The 18,360-nt window shown below is 64.7% G+C and carries 14 protein-coding genes; 11 read left to right on the top strand and 3 right to left on the bottom strand.

Features of this window, described 5'->3' with window-relative positions:
• The 6 genes from priA to VR74_RS14765 all read left to right on the top strand — a co-directional run.
• A partial coding sequence (gene priA, locus VR74_RS14790) for a primosomal protein N' (protein WP_045698110.1) occupies nt 1–1,555 on the top strand: 1,555 nt, incomplete at its 5' end.
• Nucleotides 1,556–1,735: 180 nt separating this feature from the next.
• A complete protein-coding gene (gene atpH, locus VR74_RS14785) occupies nt 1,736–2,296 on the top strand; it encodes an ATP synthase F1 subunit delta (protein WP_045698108.1) in 561 nt (186 codons plus the stop codon).
• An 8-nt stretch (nt 2,297–2,304) separates the two neighbouring features.
• Nucleotides 2,305–3,840, top strand: coding sequence for a F0F1 ATP synthase subunit alpha (atpA, locus tag VR74_RS14780; protein WP_045698106.1), 1,536 nt, complete (start codon nt 2,305–2,307; stop codon nt 3,838–3,840).
• Between the two features lie 45 nt (nt 3,841–3,885).
• A complete protein-coding gene (locus tag VR74_RS14775) occupies nt 3,886–4,764 on the top strand; it encodes a F0F1 ATP synthase subunit gamma (RefSeq protein WP_045698104.1) in 879 nt (292 codons plus the stop codon).
• A 326-nt stretch (nt 4,765–5,090) separates the two neighbouring features.
• Complete coding sequence (gene atpD, locus VR74_RS14770) at nt 5,091–6,518, top strand: F0F1 ATP synthase subunit beta (protein WP_045698118.1); 1,428 nt, start codon at nt 5,091–5,093, stop codon at nt 6,516–6,518.
• Between the two features lie 17 nt (nt 6,519–6,535).
• Nucleotides 6,536–6,943: a F0F1 ATP synthase subunit epsilon gene (locus VR74_RS14765; RefSeq protein ID WP_045698103.1), complete on the top strand. Its 408-nt coding sequence runs from the start codon at nt 6,536–6,538 to the stop codon at nt 6,941–6,943.
• A gap of 15 nt (nt 6,944–6,958) precedes the next feature.
• Here VR74_RS14765 and VR74_RS14760 read toward each other — a convergent pair whose 3' ends face one another.
• Genes VR74_RS14760 through VR74_RS14750 form a run of 3 tightly spaced genes read right to left on the bottom strand, consistent with a single transcriptional unit; the run spans nt 6,959 to nt 9,340 of the window.
• Nucleotides 6,959–7,750, bottom strand: coding sequence for a thioesterase family protein (locus tag VR74_RS14760; RefSeq protein ID WP_045698100.1), 792 nt, complete (start codon nt 7,748–7,750; stop codon nt 6,959–6,961).
• 4 nt (nt 7,751–7,754) lie between these two features.
• Complete coding sequence (locus VR74_RS14755) at nt 7,755–8,075, bottom strand: 2Fe-2S iron-sulfur cluster-binding protein (RefSeq protein WP_045698098.1); 321 nt, start codon at nt 8,073–8,075, stop codon at nt 7,755–7,757.
• Nucleotides 8,076–8,092: 17 nt separating this feature from the next.
• The gene (locus VR74_RS14750; protein ID WP_045698096.1) at nt 8,093–9,340 is read right to left on the bottom strand and encodes an FAD-dependent oxidoreductase; all 1,248 of its coding nucleotides are present in this window, start codon (nt 9,338–9,340) and stop codon (nt 8,093–8,095) included.
• Between the two features lie 165 nt (nt 9,341–9,505).
• On the opposite strand from VR74_RS14750, the gene tsaE reads away from it, so the two are divergent.
• The 5 genes from tsaE to addA are packed head-to-tail and all read left to right on the top strand — an operon-like array spanning nt 9,506 to nt 18,327.
• Nucleotides 9,506–9,970 carry a tRNA (adenosine(37)-N6)-threonylcarbamoyltransferase complex ATPase subunit type 1 TsaE gene (gene tsaE / locus VR74_RS14745; protein WP_045698094.1) on the top strand — a complete coding sequence of 155 codons (465 nt, stop codon included), beginning with the start codon at nt 9,506–9,508 and terminating at the stop codon, nt 9,968–9,970.
• A complete protein-coding gene (locus tag VR74_RS14740) occupies nt 9,945–11,039 on the top strand; it encodes a phosphotransferase (RefSeq protein WP_045698092.1) in 1,095 nt (364 codons plus the stop codon). Before tsaE ends, VR74_RS14740 begins: the two co-directional genes overlap by 26 nt.
• Nucleotides 11,036–11,761, top strand: coding sequence for a nucleotidyltransferase family protein (locus tag VR74_RS14735; protein ID WP_045698090.1), 726 nt, complete (start codon nt 11,036–11,038; stop codon nt 11,759–11,761). The genes VR74_RS14740 and VR74_RS14735 overlap by 4 nt, the downstream gene beginning before the upstream one ends.
• On the top strand, nt 11,751–14,810 hold the full coding sequence (addB, locus tag VR74_RS14730) for a double-strand break repair protein AddB (protein WP_045698088.1): 3,060 nt from the start codon (nt 11,751–11,753) through the stop codon (nt 14,808–14,810). Before VR74_RS14735 ends, addB begins: the two co-directional genes overlap by 11 nt.
• The gene (gene addA / locus VR74_RS14725) at nt 14,803–18,327 is read left to right on the top strand and encodes a double-strand break repair helicase AddA (protein WP_299950714.1); all 3,525 of its coding nucleotides are present in this window, start codon (nt 14,803–14,805) and stop codon (nt 18,325–18,327) included. Before addB ends, addA begins: the two co-directional genes overlap by 8 nt.
• Nucleotides 18,328–18,360: the final 33 nt, after the last annotated feature.

The raw sequence follows: 18,360 nt of genomic DNA, 5'->3' as shown, positions 1-18,360 counted from the left end.
AGGAGGCTTTGCCGCCTTCCTGCTGGACGGCGTGACGGGGTCGGGCAAGACGGAAGTTTATTTCGAGGCGATTGCGGAGGCGCTGCGTGTGGACCCGCAGGCGCAGGTGCTGGTCATGCTGCCGGAGATCGCGCTGACGCAGGCGATCCTGTCGCGGTTCGAGGCGCGCTTCGGGGCGGCGCCTGCGCCCTGGCATTCGGGTCTGTCGGACAAGGAACGCCGCCGGACATGGCGGGAGGCGGCGCATGGCCGGGCGCGGATCGTGATCGGCGCGCGTTCGGCGCTGTTCCTGCCCTATGCGAACCTGAAGCTTGTCATCGTCGATGAAGAGCACGACGGCAGCTACAAGCAGGAGGACGGCGTCACCTATCATGCGCGCGACATGGCGGTGATGCGGGCAAAGCTGGAGGGGGCAGGGGTGGTGCTGGCCTCGGCGACCCCGGCGCTGGAGACCGTGGTGAATGCTGAGGCCGGGCGCTATACGCGGCTGATGCTGGCGGCGCGGCCCGGCATGGCGCGGCTGCCTGACGTGGAACTGGTGGACCTGCGCAGGGCGCCGCCGGAGAAGAATCACTGGCTGTCGCCGCACCTGACCCATGCCCTGCAGGAGACGCTGGCGGCGGGCGAGCAGAGCCTGCTGTTTCTCAACCGGCGGGGCTATGCGCCACTGGTGATCTGCAAGGCGTGCGGCGAGCGGCTGAAGACGCCGGGCACCGAGAACTGGCTGACCGAGCACCGCTATAGCGGGCGGCTGGTGTGCCATGTGACAGGCTATTCGATTCCCAAGCCCGGCGTGTGCCCGGCCTGCGGGGCGAAGGATTCGCTAATGGGGGTTGGCCCGGGGGTGGAACGGGTGGCCGAGGAGGTGCGCGTGCTGATGCCGCAGGCGCGGATCGAGATATTCTCGTCCGACACGGCGATGGGCGGGGATGCGACGCGGGGCATTATCGAGCGCATGGAGACGGGCGATATCGACGTGCTGATCGGCACGCAGATCGTCGCCAAGGGGCACAATTTCCCCAACCTGACGCTGGTCGGCGTGGTGGACGCCGATTCGGGGATGAAGGGCGGCGACCTGAGGGCCGGGGAGCGGACCTATCAGCTGCTGAGCCAGGTGGCGGGCCGGGCCGGGCGGGCCGAGCGGCCGGGGCGGGCGCTGGTGCAGACCTATGCGCCGGACAATCCGGCCATGCTGGCGCTGGCGGACGGGGACCGGGACGGGTTCCTGCAGATCGAGCGGGATGTGCGCGCCGAACTCGGCCTGCCGCCATTCGGGCGGCTGGCAGCACTGATCCTGTCGGCGCCCAGCGCCGAGATGGTGGACGAGGCGGCGCGCGATATATCGCTGGCAGCGCCGAATGGTGCGGGAATCGAGCTGTTCGGGCCGGCCCCGGCGCCGATCACCGTGCTGCGCGGACGCCACCGGCGGCGATTCCTCGTCAAAAGCCCGAGAAACGTTGATCTTTCTGCCTATATGGCGGCCTGGATGGGTCGGCTGAAGCTCCCGCGGCCGGTTCGCGTGTCAGTGGATATCGACCCATACTCGTTCATGTAGGGTCCCATCTTCGACTTACGTGCCATTCCGCCGCAGAAATTGGCGCTGCGGCCATGTTGTCAGGCTGATTTTCTGGTGCTAAGCGGCGCACTGATCAATAGGGCGCGCGTGTCGGGCACGCTGTCTCTTTAATATAATTCCGGGCCTTACCCGCCCCGACAAGCAACGGATCCTGGACCCTTGGCTGCATCGACACGTACACATGCGACTGAAGCTGCCCGGCGCTATGCGCTGGCCTTGTTCGAGCTGGCCCAGGACAAGGGCCAGCTGGCCGAAGTGCACAATGATTACAAGGCATTCGTCGAAATGGCGAAAGGCTCCAAGGATCTTACCATCCTGCTCGATTCGCCCGCCTTCTCGCGTGACGAGAAAGTGCGTGCCCTGGCGGACGTGATGAAGGCATCGGGCCTCGGCACGATGCTGGCGAATTTCGTCGGCGTAATGGCCACGAATGGCCGTTCGAACGAGATTGTTTCGGCCCAGGGCGCCTTTGACGAGCTTTACGCGAAACAGCGCGGCGTGCAGCGCGCTGTCGTTCGCACCGCAAAAGACATGACAGGCGCCGAGCGCGCCCGCATCGAATCGATCCTCGCCAAGGCCGTTGGCGGCGAGGTTGAACTTACAAGCGAGGTGGATGCCTCGCTCATCGGCGGTATCCAGCTGCGCATCGGGTCCAAACTCGTTGATGCCAGCATTGCCGCCAAACTTGATCGCATGAACACCGCCATGAAGGGAGCATAGTCAGCTCGATGGATATCAGCGCAGCAGAAATTTCGGGCATCCTGAAGTCCCAGATCGAAAACTTTGGCGTCGACGCTGAAGTCTCCGATGTCGGCCAGGTGCTTTCGGTGGGTGACGGTATTGCCCGCATCTATGGCCTCGACAGCGTGCAGGCTGGCGAACTCGTCGAGTTCGATGGCGGCATCAAGGGCATGGCCCTGAACCTGGAAAGCGACAATGTCGGCGTCGTGATCTTCGGCAGCGACAGCTCGATCAAGGAAGGCGACACCGTCAAGCGTTCGGGCGAGATCGTGTCTGCACCGGTCGGCAAGGGCCTGCTGGGCCGCGTTGTCGATCCGCTGGGCGAGCCGATCGACGGCAAGGGCCCGCTGAAGGATGTTGCTTCGCGCGAACGCGTTGACGTGAAGGCGCCGGGCATCATCCCGCGCAAGGGCGTGCACGAGCCCATGATGACAGGCATCAAGGCCATCGACGCCATGATCCCGGTTGGCCGCGGCCAGCGCGAACTCGTCATCGGTGACCGCCAGACCGGCAAGACCGCTGTCTGCATCGACACGATCCTGAACCAGAAGCCTACCAATGACGCGGCCAAGTCCGACAAGGACAAGCTGTTCTGCGTCTATGTGGCCATCGGCCAGAAGCGTTCGACGGTTGCCCAGGTGGTCAAGACGCTCGAAGAGCGCGGCGCGCTGGACTACACGATCGTTGTGTCCGCTACGGCGTCCGAGCCGGCGCCGCTCCAGTATCTCGCACCGTTCACCGGCTGCACCATGGGTGAGTGGTTCCGTGACAACGGCATGCACGCCCTGATCATCTATGATGACCTTTCCAAGCAGGCTGTTGCGTATCGCCAGATGTCGCTGCTGCTGCGCCGTCCTCCGGGCCGTGAAGCCTATCCCGGCGACGTGTTCTATCTCCACTCGCGCCTGCTTGAGCGCGCGGCGAAGATGGGTGATGCGGCCGGCAATGGTTCGCTGACCGCGCTGCCGATCATCGAAACGCAGGCCAACGACGTGTCGGCCTATATCCCGACCAACGTGATCTCGATCACGGACGGCCAGATCTTCCTTGAAACCGACCTGTTCTACCAGGGCATCCGCCCGGCCGTGAACGTCGGCCTCTCGGTGTCGCGTGTGGGCTCTGCCGCCCAGACGAAAGCGATGAAGAAGGTTGCCGGCTCGATGAAGGGTGAACTCGCCCAGTACCGCGAGATGGCCGCCTTTGCGAAATTCGGTTCCGACCTCGACGCTGCCACGCAGCGCCTGCTTAACCGCGGCGCCCGTCTGACCGAACTGCTGAAACAGCCGCAATACTCGCCGCTGCTGATGGAAGAGCAGGTTGTTGTCATCTACGCGGGTACACGTGGCTATATCGACAAAGTCGCCGTCAGCGAAGTGACCCGTTACGAAAAGGAACTGCTGGCCCATATGCGTGGTGCCAAGAAAGACCTGCTCAAGACGATCCGCGAGGAGAAGGCCCTGTCTGACAAGACCGAGGAGGCGCTGAAGGCGGCCCTCGAAGACTTCACGTCGAAATTCGCCTGATTCCGCCCGTCCTGACGCATAGTTTGAATAACCAGAAGGCCTGACATGCCCAGCTTGAAGGACCTCAAGAACCGGATCGCCAGCGTGAAATCCACGCGGAAGATCACGAAGGCCATGCAAATGGTGGCCGCAGCGAAGCTGAAGCGCGCGCAGGAAGCCGCCCAGGCCTCGCGGCCCTATGCCTCGCGCATGGCCTCCGTTCTGGCGAACCTGTCGGCATCGGCAGGTGCAGGCGGGCCACGGCTGCTCGCAGGCACCGGCAGCGACAAGACGCACCTGATTATCGTCATGACCGCCGAGCGCGGGCTGGCGGGCGGTTTCAACTCGTATATCGCGAAGCTGGCCAAGGTGAAGATTGGCGAACTGCGGGCCGAGGGCAAGACGGTCAAGATAATGACGGTCGGCAAGAAGGGCCGTGAGCAATTGTCGCGTGAGTATGGCGACATGTTCATCGGGCATGTCGATCTGGGTGACGTCAAAGGCGGCAACTTTACCGATTCCGCCATCGGCCTCGGCCAGTCACTGACCAAGCGGTTCGAAGACGGCGAGTTCGACGTCGCGACCCTGATCTATTCGCAGTTCAAGAACGTGCTGTCGCAGGTGCCGACCGCGCAGCAGATCATCCCGGCGGCTGCGCCAGCGGATGCCGAAACGGTCGACCTGAAAGGGGCGATCTATCGTTACGAGCCATCCGAGACGGAGATCCTCGAAACGCTGCTGCCGCGCTATATCAACACGCAGATCCTGTCGGCCATGCTGGAAAGCGCCGCCGGTGAGCAGGCAAGCCGCATGACGGCGATGGACAACGCAACGCGCAATGCCGGCGACATGATCGACTCCCTGTCGCTGCAATATAACCGTGCCCGCCAGGCGCAGATCACCAAGGAGCTGATCGAGATCATCTCCGGTGCAGAGGCATTGTAGGAAAACCGATGAGCTTCTGGATCTACGAAAACTTTGGCAGCAAGCGGGCACGTATCCACACGTCCGACTGCCGCTATTGCAATAATGGCGCTGGCGTGGGCGGCGACGCCACCAATGACGACGACAAGTGGCACGGCCCCTTCGCCACGTTCCCTGAAGCCGACGCAGCCGCCCAGGCGCTCGGCCAGAAGGACACCCGCGCCTGCGGCGTTTGCAAGCCTGCAAGTGCCAAGACCTCATCTTCACCTGCTGCCGCGCCGGTTCCGGCTGCAGCTGCCCCCGTTTCAACACCCAAGACGACATCCGCTCCAAAGGAGACGACCCGCATGAGCACTCCCGCAAACGCAAAAGGCCGCGTATCACAGGTCATCGGCGCCGTGGTCGACGTCGAATTCGACGGCGAACTTCCGAGCATTCTCAACGCACTAGAGACCGACAATAACGGCAACCGCCTCGTCCTCGAGGTCGCCCAGCACCTCGGCGAGAATACGGTCCGCACGATCGCCATGGACTCCACGGAAGGCCTCGTTCGCGGCAATCCGGTGGCTGACCTCGGCCGCTCGATCACCGTGCCGGTTGGCCCGGCCACGCTTGGCCGCATCATGAACGTCATCGGCGAGCCGATCGACGAGCGCGGCCCGATCGACACCGACATGCGCCGCTCGATCCACGCGGATGCGCCTCCGTTCACCGACCAGTCGACCGAGTCCGAAGTGCTTGTGACGGGTATCAAGGTGATCGACCTGCTCTGCCCCTATGTGAAGGGCGGCAAGATCGGCCTGTTCGGCGGTGCCGGTGTGGGCAAGACGGTTCTGATCATGGAACTGATCAACAATATCGCGAAACTGTTCGGCGGCTATTCGGTGTTTGCCGGTGTCGGCGAGCGGACGCGTGAGGGCAACGACCTTTACCACGAGATGATCGAATCCAAGGTTATCAACCTGGAAGGCGAAAGCCGCATCGCGCTGGTCTACGGCCAGATGAACGAGCCTCCGGGCGCGCGTGCCCGCGTCGCCCTGACCGGCCTCGCACAGGCCGAATATTTCCGCGATGAAGAAGGCAAGGACGTTCTGTTCTTCGTCGACAACATCTTCCGCTTCACGCAAGCCGGCGCCGAAGTGTCGGCCCTGCTCGGCCGTATTCCTTCGGCTGTGGGCTACCAGCCGACACTGGCCACCGACATGGGCCAGCTGCAGGAGCGCATCACGTCGACCAACAAGGGCTCGATCACCTCGGTTCAGGCCGTGTACGTGCCCGCAGATGACCTGACCGACCCTGCGCCAGCCACCTCGTTCGCCCACCTTGACGCGACCACGGTTCTCAACCGTGCTATCGCCGAGAAGGGCATCTATCCCGCTGTTGACCCGCTCGATTCCACGAGCCGTATCCTTGATCCGCGCATCGTAGGTGAAGACCATTACAACATCGCACGCGGCGTGCAGGAAATCCTTCAGAAGTACAAGGAACTGCAGGATATCATCGCCATTCTCGGCATGGACGAACTGTCGGAAGAAGACAAACTGGCCGTGGCCCGTGCTCGCAAGGTGGAACGCTTCCTGTCGCAGCCGTTCGACGTGGCTGAAATCTTCACCGGTTCGCCAGGCGTCCAGGTGAAGCTGGAAGACACGATCAAGGGCTTCACCGGCCTGATCGCCGGCGAGTTCGATCACCTGCCGGAGCAGGCCTTCTACATGGTCGGCAATATCGACGAGGCGAAAGCCAAAGCCGCCAAGATGATGGCAGACGCCGCTTAAGATACAGGATCAGCCTTATGGCCGACAAACTGCACTTCTCACTCGTTTCACCCGCCAGAGAGCTTTTCTCTGGCGAGGTCGATCATGTGATCGCGCCGGGCACCGACGGTGAGTTCGGTGTGCTGGCGAACCATGCGCCGTTCATGACGACGCTGAAGAATGGCGTCGTGCGCGTTCTGGAAGGTGACGTCGTGAAGATGCGCATTTTCGTGCGCGGCGGCTTTGCCGATGTGACGCCTGACGGCCTGACGATCCTCGCCGAGGACGCCCGCAATCTTGAAGGTGTCAAAGTGGAAGAGGTCCAGGCCGAACTCGACGCGACGCACCTGAAGATCCAGGCGCTCGACAAGGATGACACGGCGCGGGATGCCCTGCAGACACATTATGATGCGCTCGAAAGCCTGAAAGCGGCGCTCGTCCACTAGGACGGTCCGGCCTAGCTAACCGAAAATTGCAATCGTCTGGCGGCCGATCATCATCGGCTCGCCGGCGCTGTTCCACAGGGTCATGGCCTGGCTGGAATAGCCGTCGCGTGCCGTCTCGGCCACGTGCCGCGCGAGGAACCAGCCGTCTTGCGTTGTGATGTCATCGGTGAGGAATTCAGCCATCCAGGTCATCGAACTGATGCGGGCCGGTGCGGTGAACATCGACATGGCCGCAGGGGGCGGCGCGTCGGCGATGGCCAGCAGCGCGACAGCGTCGGTGGGCGCGGCCGGATCGACATGGCGCATCCAGATTGACACGTCGCCCGTGTCTGATCCCGAGATCGGCCGCGTGCCGGCCGCCATGCGCATGTTGAAATTGCGCGTGAAATTGGGGCGGTTCGGATTGTCCCCGAAATAGCTCGGCGTATCGCCCGGCGCGGTGACGTCCGGCGCGGGAAGGTTGGCAAAGCTCAGCGCCGACGCGCGTGCGACGCCGAACGCGAAAATCGCTTCGGCTGCGACGCCCTCTGTTCCGATCATGCGCACGGACAAGAAGACCGTGTTCTTGCCCTGTCTCAGCAGGGTGGGTGTGCAGGTCACCGGCCCACCCACAGGCCCCACGAAGGCCACCTGTGCCGAACGGATCGGCATGCCTGGCGCCAGCGGCATTGCGGCCTCCAGGCACAGGGCTGCCGTCAGGCCGCCATAGGTGGTGCGCCCCTGCATCCAGGCATCGGGAATGACCACGGATGCGACATTCCCGGCATCACGCGTGATGCTGGCGAGAAGGTCCGTATAGGCAGCCAAGAGCCTAGTGCTGGCTTTCCGGCGTCGTCACACGCAGGCCGTCAAGCGCATCAGAGACGGTGATCTGGCAGGACAGGCGGGAATTGGGCGTCACGTTCTCGGCAAAGTCGAGCATCGACTTTTCCATTTCCTGCTGCTCGCCGACCTTGTCCATGAAAGCAGGGTCGACATAGACGTGGCAGGTGGCACACGCGCATGCGCCGCCGCAATCGGCATCGATACCGGGAATGGAATTCTTGACGGCTGCTTCCATCACGGATTCGCCGTTGGTGGCCTCGACAACGCGTTCTGTGCCGTCATTGTCTACGTAAGTGATCTTTGCCATATTCTGTATTGTCTCCTTCAGGCGGCAGTGGCTGCCGCGGCAATGTCTTTCATCGATATTGATGTATCGCCGAGCGTGGCGGGCGCGAGTTTTGCCCCCGTCATGATCAGCTTTTTCGAGGCGAGGAATTCCGGTGCACTGTTCACAGCATCAACCGCAATCAGGGTGCCGTTGCGCAGGTAGAAGGCCGCAAACTTGCGGTCCTTCGGGGCGCCGCGCACGACGATTTCATCATAGTCCTGGCTGAGACCGGCAATCTGCAGCTTCAGGTCGTATTGATCGGACCAGAACCAGGGGCAGTCTTCAGCCGGGCGGGGCTTGCCGAGAATGGCGGCCGCCGCGAGCTTGCCCTGTTCAATGGCGTTGTGGACGCTTTCGAGACGGCCCGAGCGGCCATAATGGACGAGCGGGCGGCTTGCACAGTCACCCGCCGCGAAGACGCGCGGGTCGGATGTGCGGGCATCGCGATCGACCAGGATGCCGTTATTGCAGGCGATGCCGGCCTCCCTGGCGAGTTCCTCGTTCGGAAGGATGCCGATGCCGACCAGCACGATATCGGCGTCGAGGCGCGTGCCGTCAGCCAGAATGGCGGCGCTGACCTTGCCGTCGGTTCCGTCGAGATGGTCCAGATGGGCGTCCGTCAGGATGGTGACGCCCTTCGCGCGGTGCTCTGCTTCGAAGAAGGCGCTCATCACGGGGCTGGTGACGCGGGCAAGGACACGCGGCGCCATTTCCAGGACGGTGACGTCCAGACCCATCTGGCGGGCAACGGCGGCAGCCTCAAGGCCGATATAGCCGGCGCCGATAATGACCATCTTGCGGCCGGCAATCATGTTGGGCCGGATGCGTTCGACATCTGAAAGGTCACGCAGGTCATGCACGCCCTGAAGCGTTGCGCCCTTCAGGGGCAGCGGGCGTGGACGCGAGCCGGTGGCAATGATGAGGGCATCATAATCCACGTGTCCGCCATGCGCGAGTTCGACCTTGCGGCTGGTTCGGTCGATACCGGTGGCGCGCGTTGACAGGATGACCTCGATATTCTGGTCCTGATACCAAGGCGCAGGGCGGAAATAGAGCCGCTCCTCGGTCATCTCGCCCTTCATGTAGGCCTTGGACAGGGGCGGGCGCTGGTAAGGCAGGGCCGGTTCGTCGCCGATCATTGTCAGCGCGCCCTTGTATCCGCCCTGGCGCAGCGACTGCAGAGCCTGCGCGCCGGCCTGACCGCCGCCGATGACCACGATCCGTGATGCTCCCGTCAGGTCCAAAGTCCTGCTCCCAATTCAGTTCCCGCAAATTATGACGCTAGCGTCATTTTTGCAATGCTTTCTCGCACTGGAGTTCCAGCCGGGAGGGCGTGTGTCAAGAAGCGCGCAGGGGTGCCGGGATGAATCGGCGATGGCGGTGCGATCCCGAACCCTTATATTGCCCCCATGGAAATCCTTTTCGACCTTGACGATGATGCAGCCACCCGCGCGCTGGGCGCGGCCCTTGCCGGCTTGCTGCAGACCGGCGACGTGATTGCACTGCATGGCGAGCTCGGTGCGGGCAAGACCACGCTGACGCGGGGGCTGGTGCAGGCCCTGTGCGGGGCAGATGAAGACGTGCCGAGTCCGACCTATACGCTGGTTCAGGCCTATGACGCGCCTGATTTCCCCCTGTGGCACTTCGATTTGTATCGTCTGGACAGGCCGGAAGATGTCAACGAGCTGGGCTGGGACGATACGCAGGATGGGGTCGCCGTGATCGAGTGGCCGGCCCGTGCGGGCCGCTATCTGCCGGCGGTCCGGCTGGACCTGACGCTCGAAATGCTTGGGGAGCAGCGTCGCGCGAGGCTGGAACCGGTCGGCGAAGACTGGCAGAAGCGGCTGGATGGATTTCGATTCTCGCCACCGTAACGCGCTGATCGACGGCTTCCTGGCACGCGCCGGGTGGGGCGAGGCGACCCGCATTCCGCTCGGGCAGGATGCCTCGACGCGCCGGTATATCCGGCTGGTGCGGCCAGATGCCGCGCGGGCCCTGTTGATGGATGCACCCCGGATCGAGGCTGATCCCTGTCCGCCGGACGCCGATGAATCAGTTCGCAACGCGATGGGCTGGAATGCGCAGACGCGCCTCGCGGCCTCACGCGTGGACGCCTTTGTGCTGCTGGCCGGGCATCTGGCCTCGCAGGGCTTTCACCCGCCACTTGTGATGGCGCATGATACTGACGCGGGGTTGGCCCTGATCGAGGACTTCGGGGACAACAGGGAACTCGCCCGGCAGATCGAACGCGGGCTGGTCGATGAAACCGAGGCCTATGTCGCGGCGGCGGATGTCCTGACCAAGCTGCACGCCCTGCCGGTGCCGGAACGGCTGGAAGCGCATGGCGAGGTCTGGCCGATCCTTGAATTCGACCGGCTGGCGCTGGCGACAAATGCTGACCTCTATGCCGACTGGCTGCCCCGGCAGGCAGGTGGCGGTGCGCTGGCGGGTGAGGCCCGCGCGCGCTGGGAGCGCGAACGCGACGCGCTGATCGAACAGGCCGTGGGTTTTCCCCGCACATTCACGCTGCGCGACTTCCATGCCGAGAACCTGCTCTGGCTGGAGGGCGGGCGTATCGGCCTGCTCGACTTCCAGGATGCGGTGAAGGGCTGGGACGCGTGGGACATGGCGATGCTGACCCAGGATGCGCGCCGGGCGGTTTCGCCTGAAGCGGCAGAAGCGGCGATCCGGCATTATCTGGACCGGACCGGCAAGTCGCGCACGGCGTTCGACGAGCGTCTGGCGGTGATCGGCGCGCTGAATGCGCTGCGCATTGCGGGCGTGTTTGCGCGCCTGATGATCCGGGACGGCAAGCCGCGCTATGGTGAGTTCCAGCCGCGCCAGCTCTCGATCCTTGCGCGCAACCTGTCGCATCCGGCGCTGGAAGGCATGGCGGCATTCGTGCGCGAAACGACGCCGTTTGTATTTGAGGGCAAGCTATGAGCGTTCCTGTTCCCCATACAGCGATGGTGCTGGCGGCTGGCCTTGGCACGCGGATGCGGCCGCTGACCAATGACACGCCAAAGCCGCTGATCGATGTGGCGGGAAAGCGCCTGATGGACCGCATGCTGGACCCGCTGGCGGCGGCGGGCGTGAAGCGGGTTATCGTCAACGTTCACTACCTGGCCGAGCAGGTGGAAGCGCATCTTGCGGCGCGGAGCGATCTTGAGATCGTGATTTCGAACGAGCGCGGTGAAGTGCTGGAGACGGGCGGCGCGCTCGCCAAGGCGCGGCCGCTGCTGGGTGACGACCCTATCTTTGTAATCAATACCGATGCGTTCTGGGCGCCGGAATCCGGTGAACCGCTGGTGGCGCTGGCCGAGGCGTTTGATCCTGACCACGCCGACGCGCTGTTGATGGTGGCCGATACGGGGCGATGCCTCGGTTTTGACGGAGCGGGGGATTTCTTCCTAGGCGATGACCACCGCATGGTGCGACGGGGCGACGCGAAGTCTGCCCCTTGGGCCTATGCGGGCGCGCGGATCATCCGGCCGCAATTGTATGATGCCGAGCCCATGGAGCGTTTCTCTGCGCTGCGGGTGTGGGACCGGCTGATTGCCGAACGGCGGCTGATGGGGTGGCCGCTGGATCGGTTCTGGCTGCATGTGGGCGATCCGGGCGCGCTCAAGGATGCTGAAATGTGGCTGCGCTGCCATGGCGCATAAGGCGCAGGTCTTCGGTGCCGGGCGCCCGAAAGTCTGGTCAATCCCTCCGGGGGCGGATTTCCTGCGGATGCTGGCCAACACGCTGGCGCTGGAGACGGGCCTCAGTGACCAGCCCGACGCGCTGAGCGAGGCGATCATCTATGTTCCGAACAGCCGGTCGGCGCGGGCGCTGACGCTGGCCCTGTACGACGCGGCCGGCGGCAAGACGATCCTCCCGCCGGACATTCGCACGCTGGGCGACCTTGAAAGCGAGGAAGCGCCACCAAATGCCGAAACGGCGCTGGCCGGGCTGCCGGCCGCCATGTCGGCGGCGCGGCGTCTGGGGGCGCTGGCGAGCCTTGTGCGGGGATATTATGCGGCACAGTACGAGATAGACCTGCCGCCCGCCTCGACGATTGCGGCGGCGCGGGAACTGGCGCGTCTACTGGATCAGGCCGCGCTGAGCGAGGCGGTCGACTGGTCGAAGCTGGATGGGCTGGTCAAACAGACTGACCTGGCGGCGCACTGGCACGGCTCGGTGAAGTTCCTGGAGATCATCACCGAGGCCTGGCCTGAATGGCTGGCGGCGAACAATGCGATGGACCCGTTTGCCCGGCGGCTGGCGGCGGCCAAGGCCCTCGCAGCCGACTGGGCATCGAGGCCACCGGCCGCACCGGTGGTGATTGCCGGGTCGACGGGCGCGACGCCTGCGGGCCGTGTGCTGATGAAGGCGGCCCTGGACTTGCCGAACGGCCTGATCGTGCTGCCCGGCCTCGATACTGATGCCGATGGCGAAGCGTGGGACGCCATCCGGCTATCTGTCAGCCATCCGCAGAACGCGCTGATTGATGCGCTGGACCATTTGCATGTCCTGCCCGGCGATGTCGGCATCTGGCCCGGCATTCCCCAGCGCGCGTCTGACGCGGCGCGCCGCCGGATGATCCATGAGGCGCTTGCCCCGGCTGATGCGACGGCAGACTGGCGCGCCACGCTGAAGACGCTCGCCCGGGCTGTCGGGTCAACCGTGGAAAGCTTTGCGCAGGACGCGCTGGACGGGCTGACCGTGATCGAGGCACCAGACGAGGCGGCCGAGGCAGAAGCTGCGGCCTTGCTGATGCGCGAGACGCTTGAGACACCCAAGGAGACGGCGGCGCTTGTGACGCCGGATGCCGGGCTGGCGCGGCGCGTGTCGGCCTTGCTGAAACGCTGGGGCGTGGATGTGCCGCCTTCGGCGGGCGTGCCATTGGGGCGAACACCGGCCGGCAGCCTGATTGGCCTATGCGCCACATGGGCGCTGGACCCGTCCGAGCCTGTCGCGCTGACGGCGGCGATGAAGCATGGTTTCGTGACGGACCGCGAGGGACTGGCGACGCTGGAGCGGCATTTCCTGAGAGGGCCGCGGCGGTGGCGCGATCTTGCCGGGTTGCGGGACAGTATCGATACGCGCCACATGATCGAGCCCTATGCGCGCTTCAGGCGTCCTGACCAGGACGAGGCCATCGCACTGGTCGACAGGCTTATTGCCGTGTTTGCCGAGACCGAAGCCGACCTGTCGGGCCGCGCAGACGTGGACGGCGCGAAGTCAGCCGAGCAGATTGCGGCGCTGGCCGGACGGATCGGCGAAGCGCCGCTGCCATGGGCGGGTGAGGATGGCCGGAAGGCCGCTGAGCTGTTTGTCAGTATCCGCGAAATATCGGATCAGCTTGGCCCGATCACGCCGCATGCGCTGGTCGACCTGATCCATACGCAAAGCGCGCAGATGACGGTAAGTGCCGGACTGGTGGAGCATCCGCGCCTTGCCATATGGGGGCCGCTGGAGGCGCGCCTGCAATCGGCCGGGCGGGTGATCCTTGCCGGGCTGAACGAGGATGTCTGGCCGCACCGCCCGTCGCCGGATGCGTTCCTGCCGCGCCGGTTCCGGGCAGAGCTTGGCCTGAACGACCCGGAAGACCGGCTCGGCCTGTCGGCGCATGATTTTGCTCAGCTCGCCTGCGCGTCCCGCGTGGTGATGCTGCACGCGGCACGGCGCGATGATGCGCCTGCTGTGGCGTCGCGCTGGGTGTGGCGCCTGAAGACGCTGGCGGAAGGTGCGCTGGACGAGAAGGCAGCCGGTGCGCTGGCGCCTGACAATGGCCATCCGCTGGATTGGGTGGCTGCGATGCAGGCGCGCGGCACGAACACGCTGCCCGGAGATTATTCTGCAGAACCCCGGCCGACCCGGCACCCGGAGGGCTGGCCGAAGAAACTGTCTGTCACGCGGATCGACCTGTTACAGCGTGACCCCTATGCGATGTGGGCCGAGAATGTGCTGGGCCTGTCGCCGCTGGATCCGATGAATGCGCCCCTTGGGCCCGCGCCGCGCGGCACGGCCATTCACCATGCGCTGGAATTGCTGGAGGAAGACGGCGCGCCGAAGACGGCTGAACACCTGATGGCATTGCTGGCGGACGAACTCTCGCAGGTGGGCGAACCGGAAGAAGACTGGGCGGCGCGGCGGGCTGTGTGGCAGCGCACGGCCGACTGGTACCTGGCATGGCGCGCCGGACGCGACACGGACGGAAGCAAGCCGAAGCTGGAAGTGAATGGCCGCCTGAAATTCGACATTGCAGGCTATCCCTTCACGCTTTCGGCCAATGCCGACAGGATCGAGCGTAGGGCCAATGGCGATCTGGTGATCATCGACTTCAAGACGGGTAATCCGCCCTCGGACAAGGAGATTGCGACGGAACTGAGCCAGCAAATGCCGCTGCAGGCGCTGATTGCGCGGTCGGGCGCCTATGACGGCACCCCGGCGGCAAGGGTTGCGGCGCTGGAATATGTGGCGTTCAAGGCAAAGCCCGATGCGCGGCTTGTGGGCATGTCGAACGCGCTGACGGCGACGCCGGACGAACTCGCAGACAAGGCGGAAGAGGGCCTCAAGCGCCTGATCGCGAATTACCGCCAGCCGGATACAAGGTTCCTGTCGGCGCCGCGGGTGAAGTTCGTGAAATATGACAATGGCTTCAATCGCCTGGCGCGGCGGGCTGAATGGGCGGGCGATACCGAGGACGGAGACGGCGACAATGGCTGATCCGAACGCCCCCGTCTTTGAAAGCGATGTGGCCGAGGCCTTTCTCGCCGCGATTGGTGTGCAGGCGGCGGTGGCCAATCCGGCCGTGCCCGCCTTCGTGTCCGCCAATGCGGGTAGCGGCAAGACCAAGGTCCTGATCGACCGGGTGGCGCGCTTGCTGCTGCGCCGGGATGATGGCCGCAAGGGTGCCGAGCCGGACTCCATCCTTTGCATTACTTATACAAAGGCTGCGGCCAGCGAGATGCTGACGCGCCTGTTCAAGACGCTGGGCCGCTGGTCGGTGATGGAAGACCCGAAGCTGCGCTCGGAACTCGCCAGGCTGGAAGGGCGGGATGAGGCAGCCTACACGCCGGACGACCTGAAGGCCGCGCGTGCCCTGTTTGCCCGCGCGCTGGAATCGCCCGGCGGCCTGCGTATCGAAACGATCCACGCCTTCTGCTCGCGCATCCTGAGGCGGTTCCCGCAGGAAGCTGGCGTGCTGCCGGGTTTTAGCGAGATCGAGGAGGATGAGGCGTCGGTGCTGTGGCAGGCGGCGCGGGCAGATGCTGTGCTGCGCGCGCAGGCGGCGTCACCGGACCTGTTGGACCTGCTGGCGCTGGAAGGCGGTCATGACGGCGCGATGGCGGGACTGGACATGCTGCGCTGGTCAGCGAATGCGGTGCTGGATTTTGCCGAAGTTCATGCGTTTGATTTCGATGCGATGGACTTTGCTCTGCGCTATGGCCTGAATGCGCCGGAGGCCAGCGCGCGCGAGTTGCTGGACCTGGCCATGGGCGAAGGGCTGCCGGTGACCCAAGTTCGAGAAGCGTTCATCTCGCTGCGGGCAGGAAATAAGCGAGACGATGTCAGAACGGCTAGCGCAATCGAGCGAATGTTGGCCTCATCCGATCCGCAAGAAAAATGGAACGCATATCGCGGTGCATTTTTCGGTGCGAAGGCGCCATATGCTAAGCTCTACAACGCCGAAGCGGGTAAAGATCAAAACGTGGTTGATCTGTACTCGACAGGGAGCATTGTGGGTTCAGAAGTCGAACGGGTTTTTGCAATCGATGAGCAATTGACCCGTGCCCGCGCGTTCGAGCGGACGTCGGCGCTGTTGCGGGTGGGCGTGCCGGCCTTGCAGGCCTACCAACGGGAGAAGGCGGCGCGCGCGGCGCTGGACTTTGACGACCTGATCCACAAGACGCGGATCCTGCTGACGCAGGACGGCATGTCTGACTGGGTGCTGTTCAAGCTGGATGGCGGCCTCAGCCACGTGCTGCTTGACGAGGCGCAGGATACGAGCCCGCCGCAATGGGAGCTGATCACGGCCCTCACGGACGAATTCTTTTCCGGGCTGGGCGCCGAACGCCAGCAGGACCCGCGAACCCTGTTCGTGGTGGGAGACGAGAAGCAGTCGATCTATTCCTTCCAGGGCGCCGACCCGTCCAAATTCCGCGACAAGCAGGCCGAGTTCGGCCAGCGCGCGGCGGACATGGTGCACGGGTCCATGGACATGTCGTTCCGCTCGGCGCCGCAGGTGCTCGAGTTTGTCGATCGGGTCTGGAATGGCGCGCCGCCGATAGATGTGCCGCATGCATCGACGGCGCCGCTGACGGCTGATGTGGTGAACCACACGGCGCGGCGGGCCAGCCAGTCGGGCTGTGTTGAATTGTGGCCGATCGAACCTATGGCTGAAGACGAACCGGCCGACGCCTGGGACCGGCCGGTCAATGCGATGCGGTCCTCGTCGCCAAAGGCGAAGCTGGCCAAGCGGCTTGCGGCCCGGATCAGGGTGATGATCGACAGCGGAGAAACGATCTGGGCCGAACAGCCAGACCGGTCATGGGTGCGCAGGCCGATGCAGCCGCAGGACGTGCTGGTGCTCGTGCGCGGCCGGACGGGCGGCCTGTTCGATGCGATGATCGGGGCATTGAAATCAGCCGGCTTGCCGGTTGCGGGCGCGGACCGGTTGAAACTGCTCGATCATATCGGCGTGCAGGACTGCCTGAACCTGTTGCGGTTCGTCGTCCTGCCGGAAGCGGACTTGACGCTGGCGGAAATCCTGCGCGGGCCGTTCCTGGGGCTGGTGGATGATGACCGGTATCTCTATCCCCTGGCCGGTGAGCGCGAAAAGGGTGTCTCGCTCTGGGCCCGTGTGCAGGAGAGCGCGGACCCGGATGTGCAGGCGGCGGCGGGCTTCCTGCGCAGCCTGCTGGAGCGGACGGATCTGGCGCCATACGAATTCCTGTCCTCGGTGATGGATCAGGCCGGACAGGACGGCCAGACAGGGTGGGAGAAGATCAATGCGCGGCTGGGCACGCCGGCGCGCGACCCGGTCGAGGCGCTGATGTCACGCGCCTTGCAGCATGACTCAGCCGAGCCCGCGTCGCTGCAGGGCTTTCTCGCCGCCATGGAAGCGCATAACACGGAGATCAAGCGCGATCTCGCCGCGCCGGAGCGCGAGGTACGGGTAATGACGGTGCATGGGGCGAAGGGGCTGCAGGCGCCGGTCGTGGTCCTGCCGGACACGACGGCGGGGCCGCGGGGCGGTTCTGCCCGCATGTTTGATCTGGCCGGAGTGCCCGTCTGGTCGCCGCGCAAGGACACTGACACCCCGGAATTGTCGGCGCAGCGCGCGATTGCGGATGCCAAGGTGGAAGAGGAACACCGGCGGCTGCTCTATGTGGCGCTGACCCGGGCGCAGGACCGGCTGATCATTGCGGGCAACTGGCATGGTGGCGGCAAGGAAGGCTTCAATAAGAAATCCTGGTACGCGCTGTGCGCGGACGCGATGGATGCGTTTGTGCCCGGCGGAGCGGACGAGGTGCGGCGGCATGGGGTGCCGGGACCTGCGATGGGGGTCAAGGGGGCCGGAAGCGGCAAGGAAGGCCAGGTGCCGGACTGGGCGCTGCGCCCGCCGCCGGTCGATACACCCGCCCGCCGCCTGAGCGCGCCAACCAGCCTCTTGTCGCGCCAGACGCCCGTGCTGGCGCCGTTTGGTGTGCGTCGCGAGGCACAGATGAAGCGCGGGCGGCTGATCCACTCGCTGCTGCAATACCTGCCGGAACTGCCAGAGGCGATGCGGGAGACAGCGGGCCGGACCTTCCTGGAGCGGGATGCCGAACTGGACGATGCCCGGCGGGCCGAGATGCTGGCGGCGGCCATGGGTGTGCTGGCAGACCCCGCCATGGCGGATGTGTTCGTCCCGGGCGGGCGGGCGGAAGCGGCCGTAATTGGCACCTCAGAGGAATTGCCGCCGGACGTGGTGATCAATGGCCGTGTTGACCGGCTGGTAGTGACGCCTGAGCGGGTGCTCGTGATCGACTTCAAGACGGACCAGCCCGCGCCGGAGACGGTTTCAGGGGTTGCAGACACCTATTTGGCGCAGATGGCTGCCTATTGGGCCGTGCTTCGGCAGGCATATCGGGGGCGGGACGTGGTGGCGGCGCTCTGCTGGACGGACGGCCCGAAACTGATGGTCCTGCCCGAAGCGAACCTGTTAGCCTCTCTAAAGCGTGCGCAGAGCGAGGTTTGACTTCCCCGCTGAACACCTATGTATCATCCAGCG

Source organism: Hyphomonas sp. BRH_c22 (genome assembly GCF_000961795.1).
Lineage (GTDB): Bacteria > Pseudomonadota > Alphaproteobacteria > Caulobacterales > Hyphomonadaceae > Hyphomonas.
This window is presented reverse-complemented; position numbering and strand designations above follow the sequence as displayed.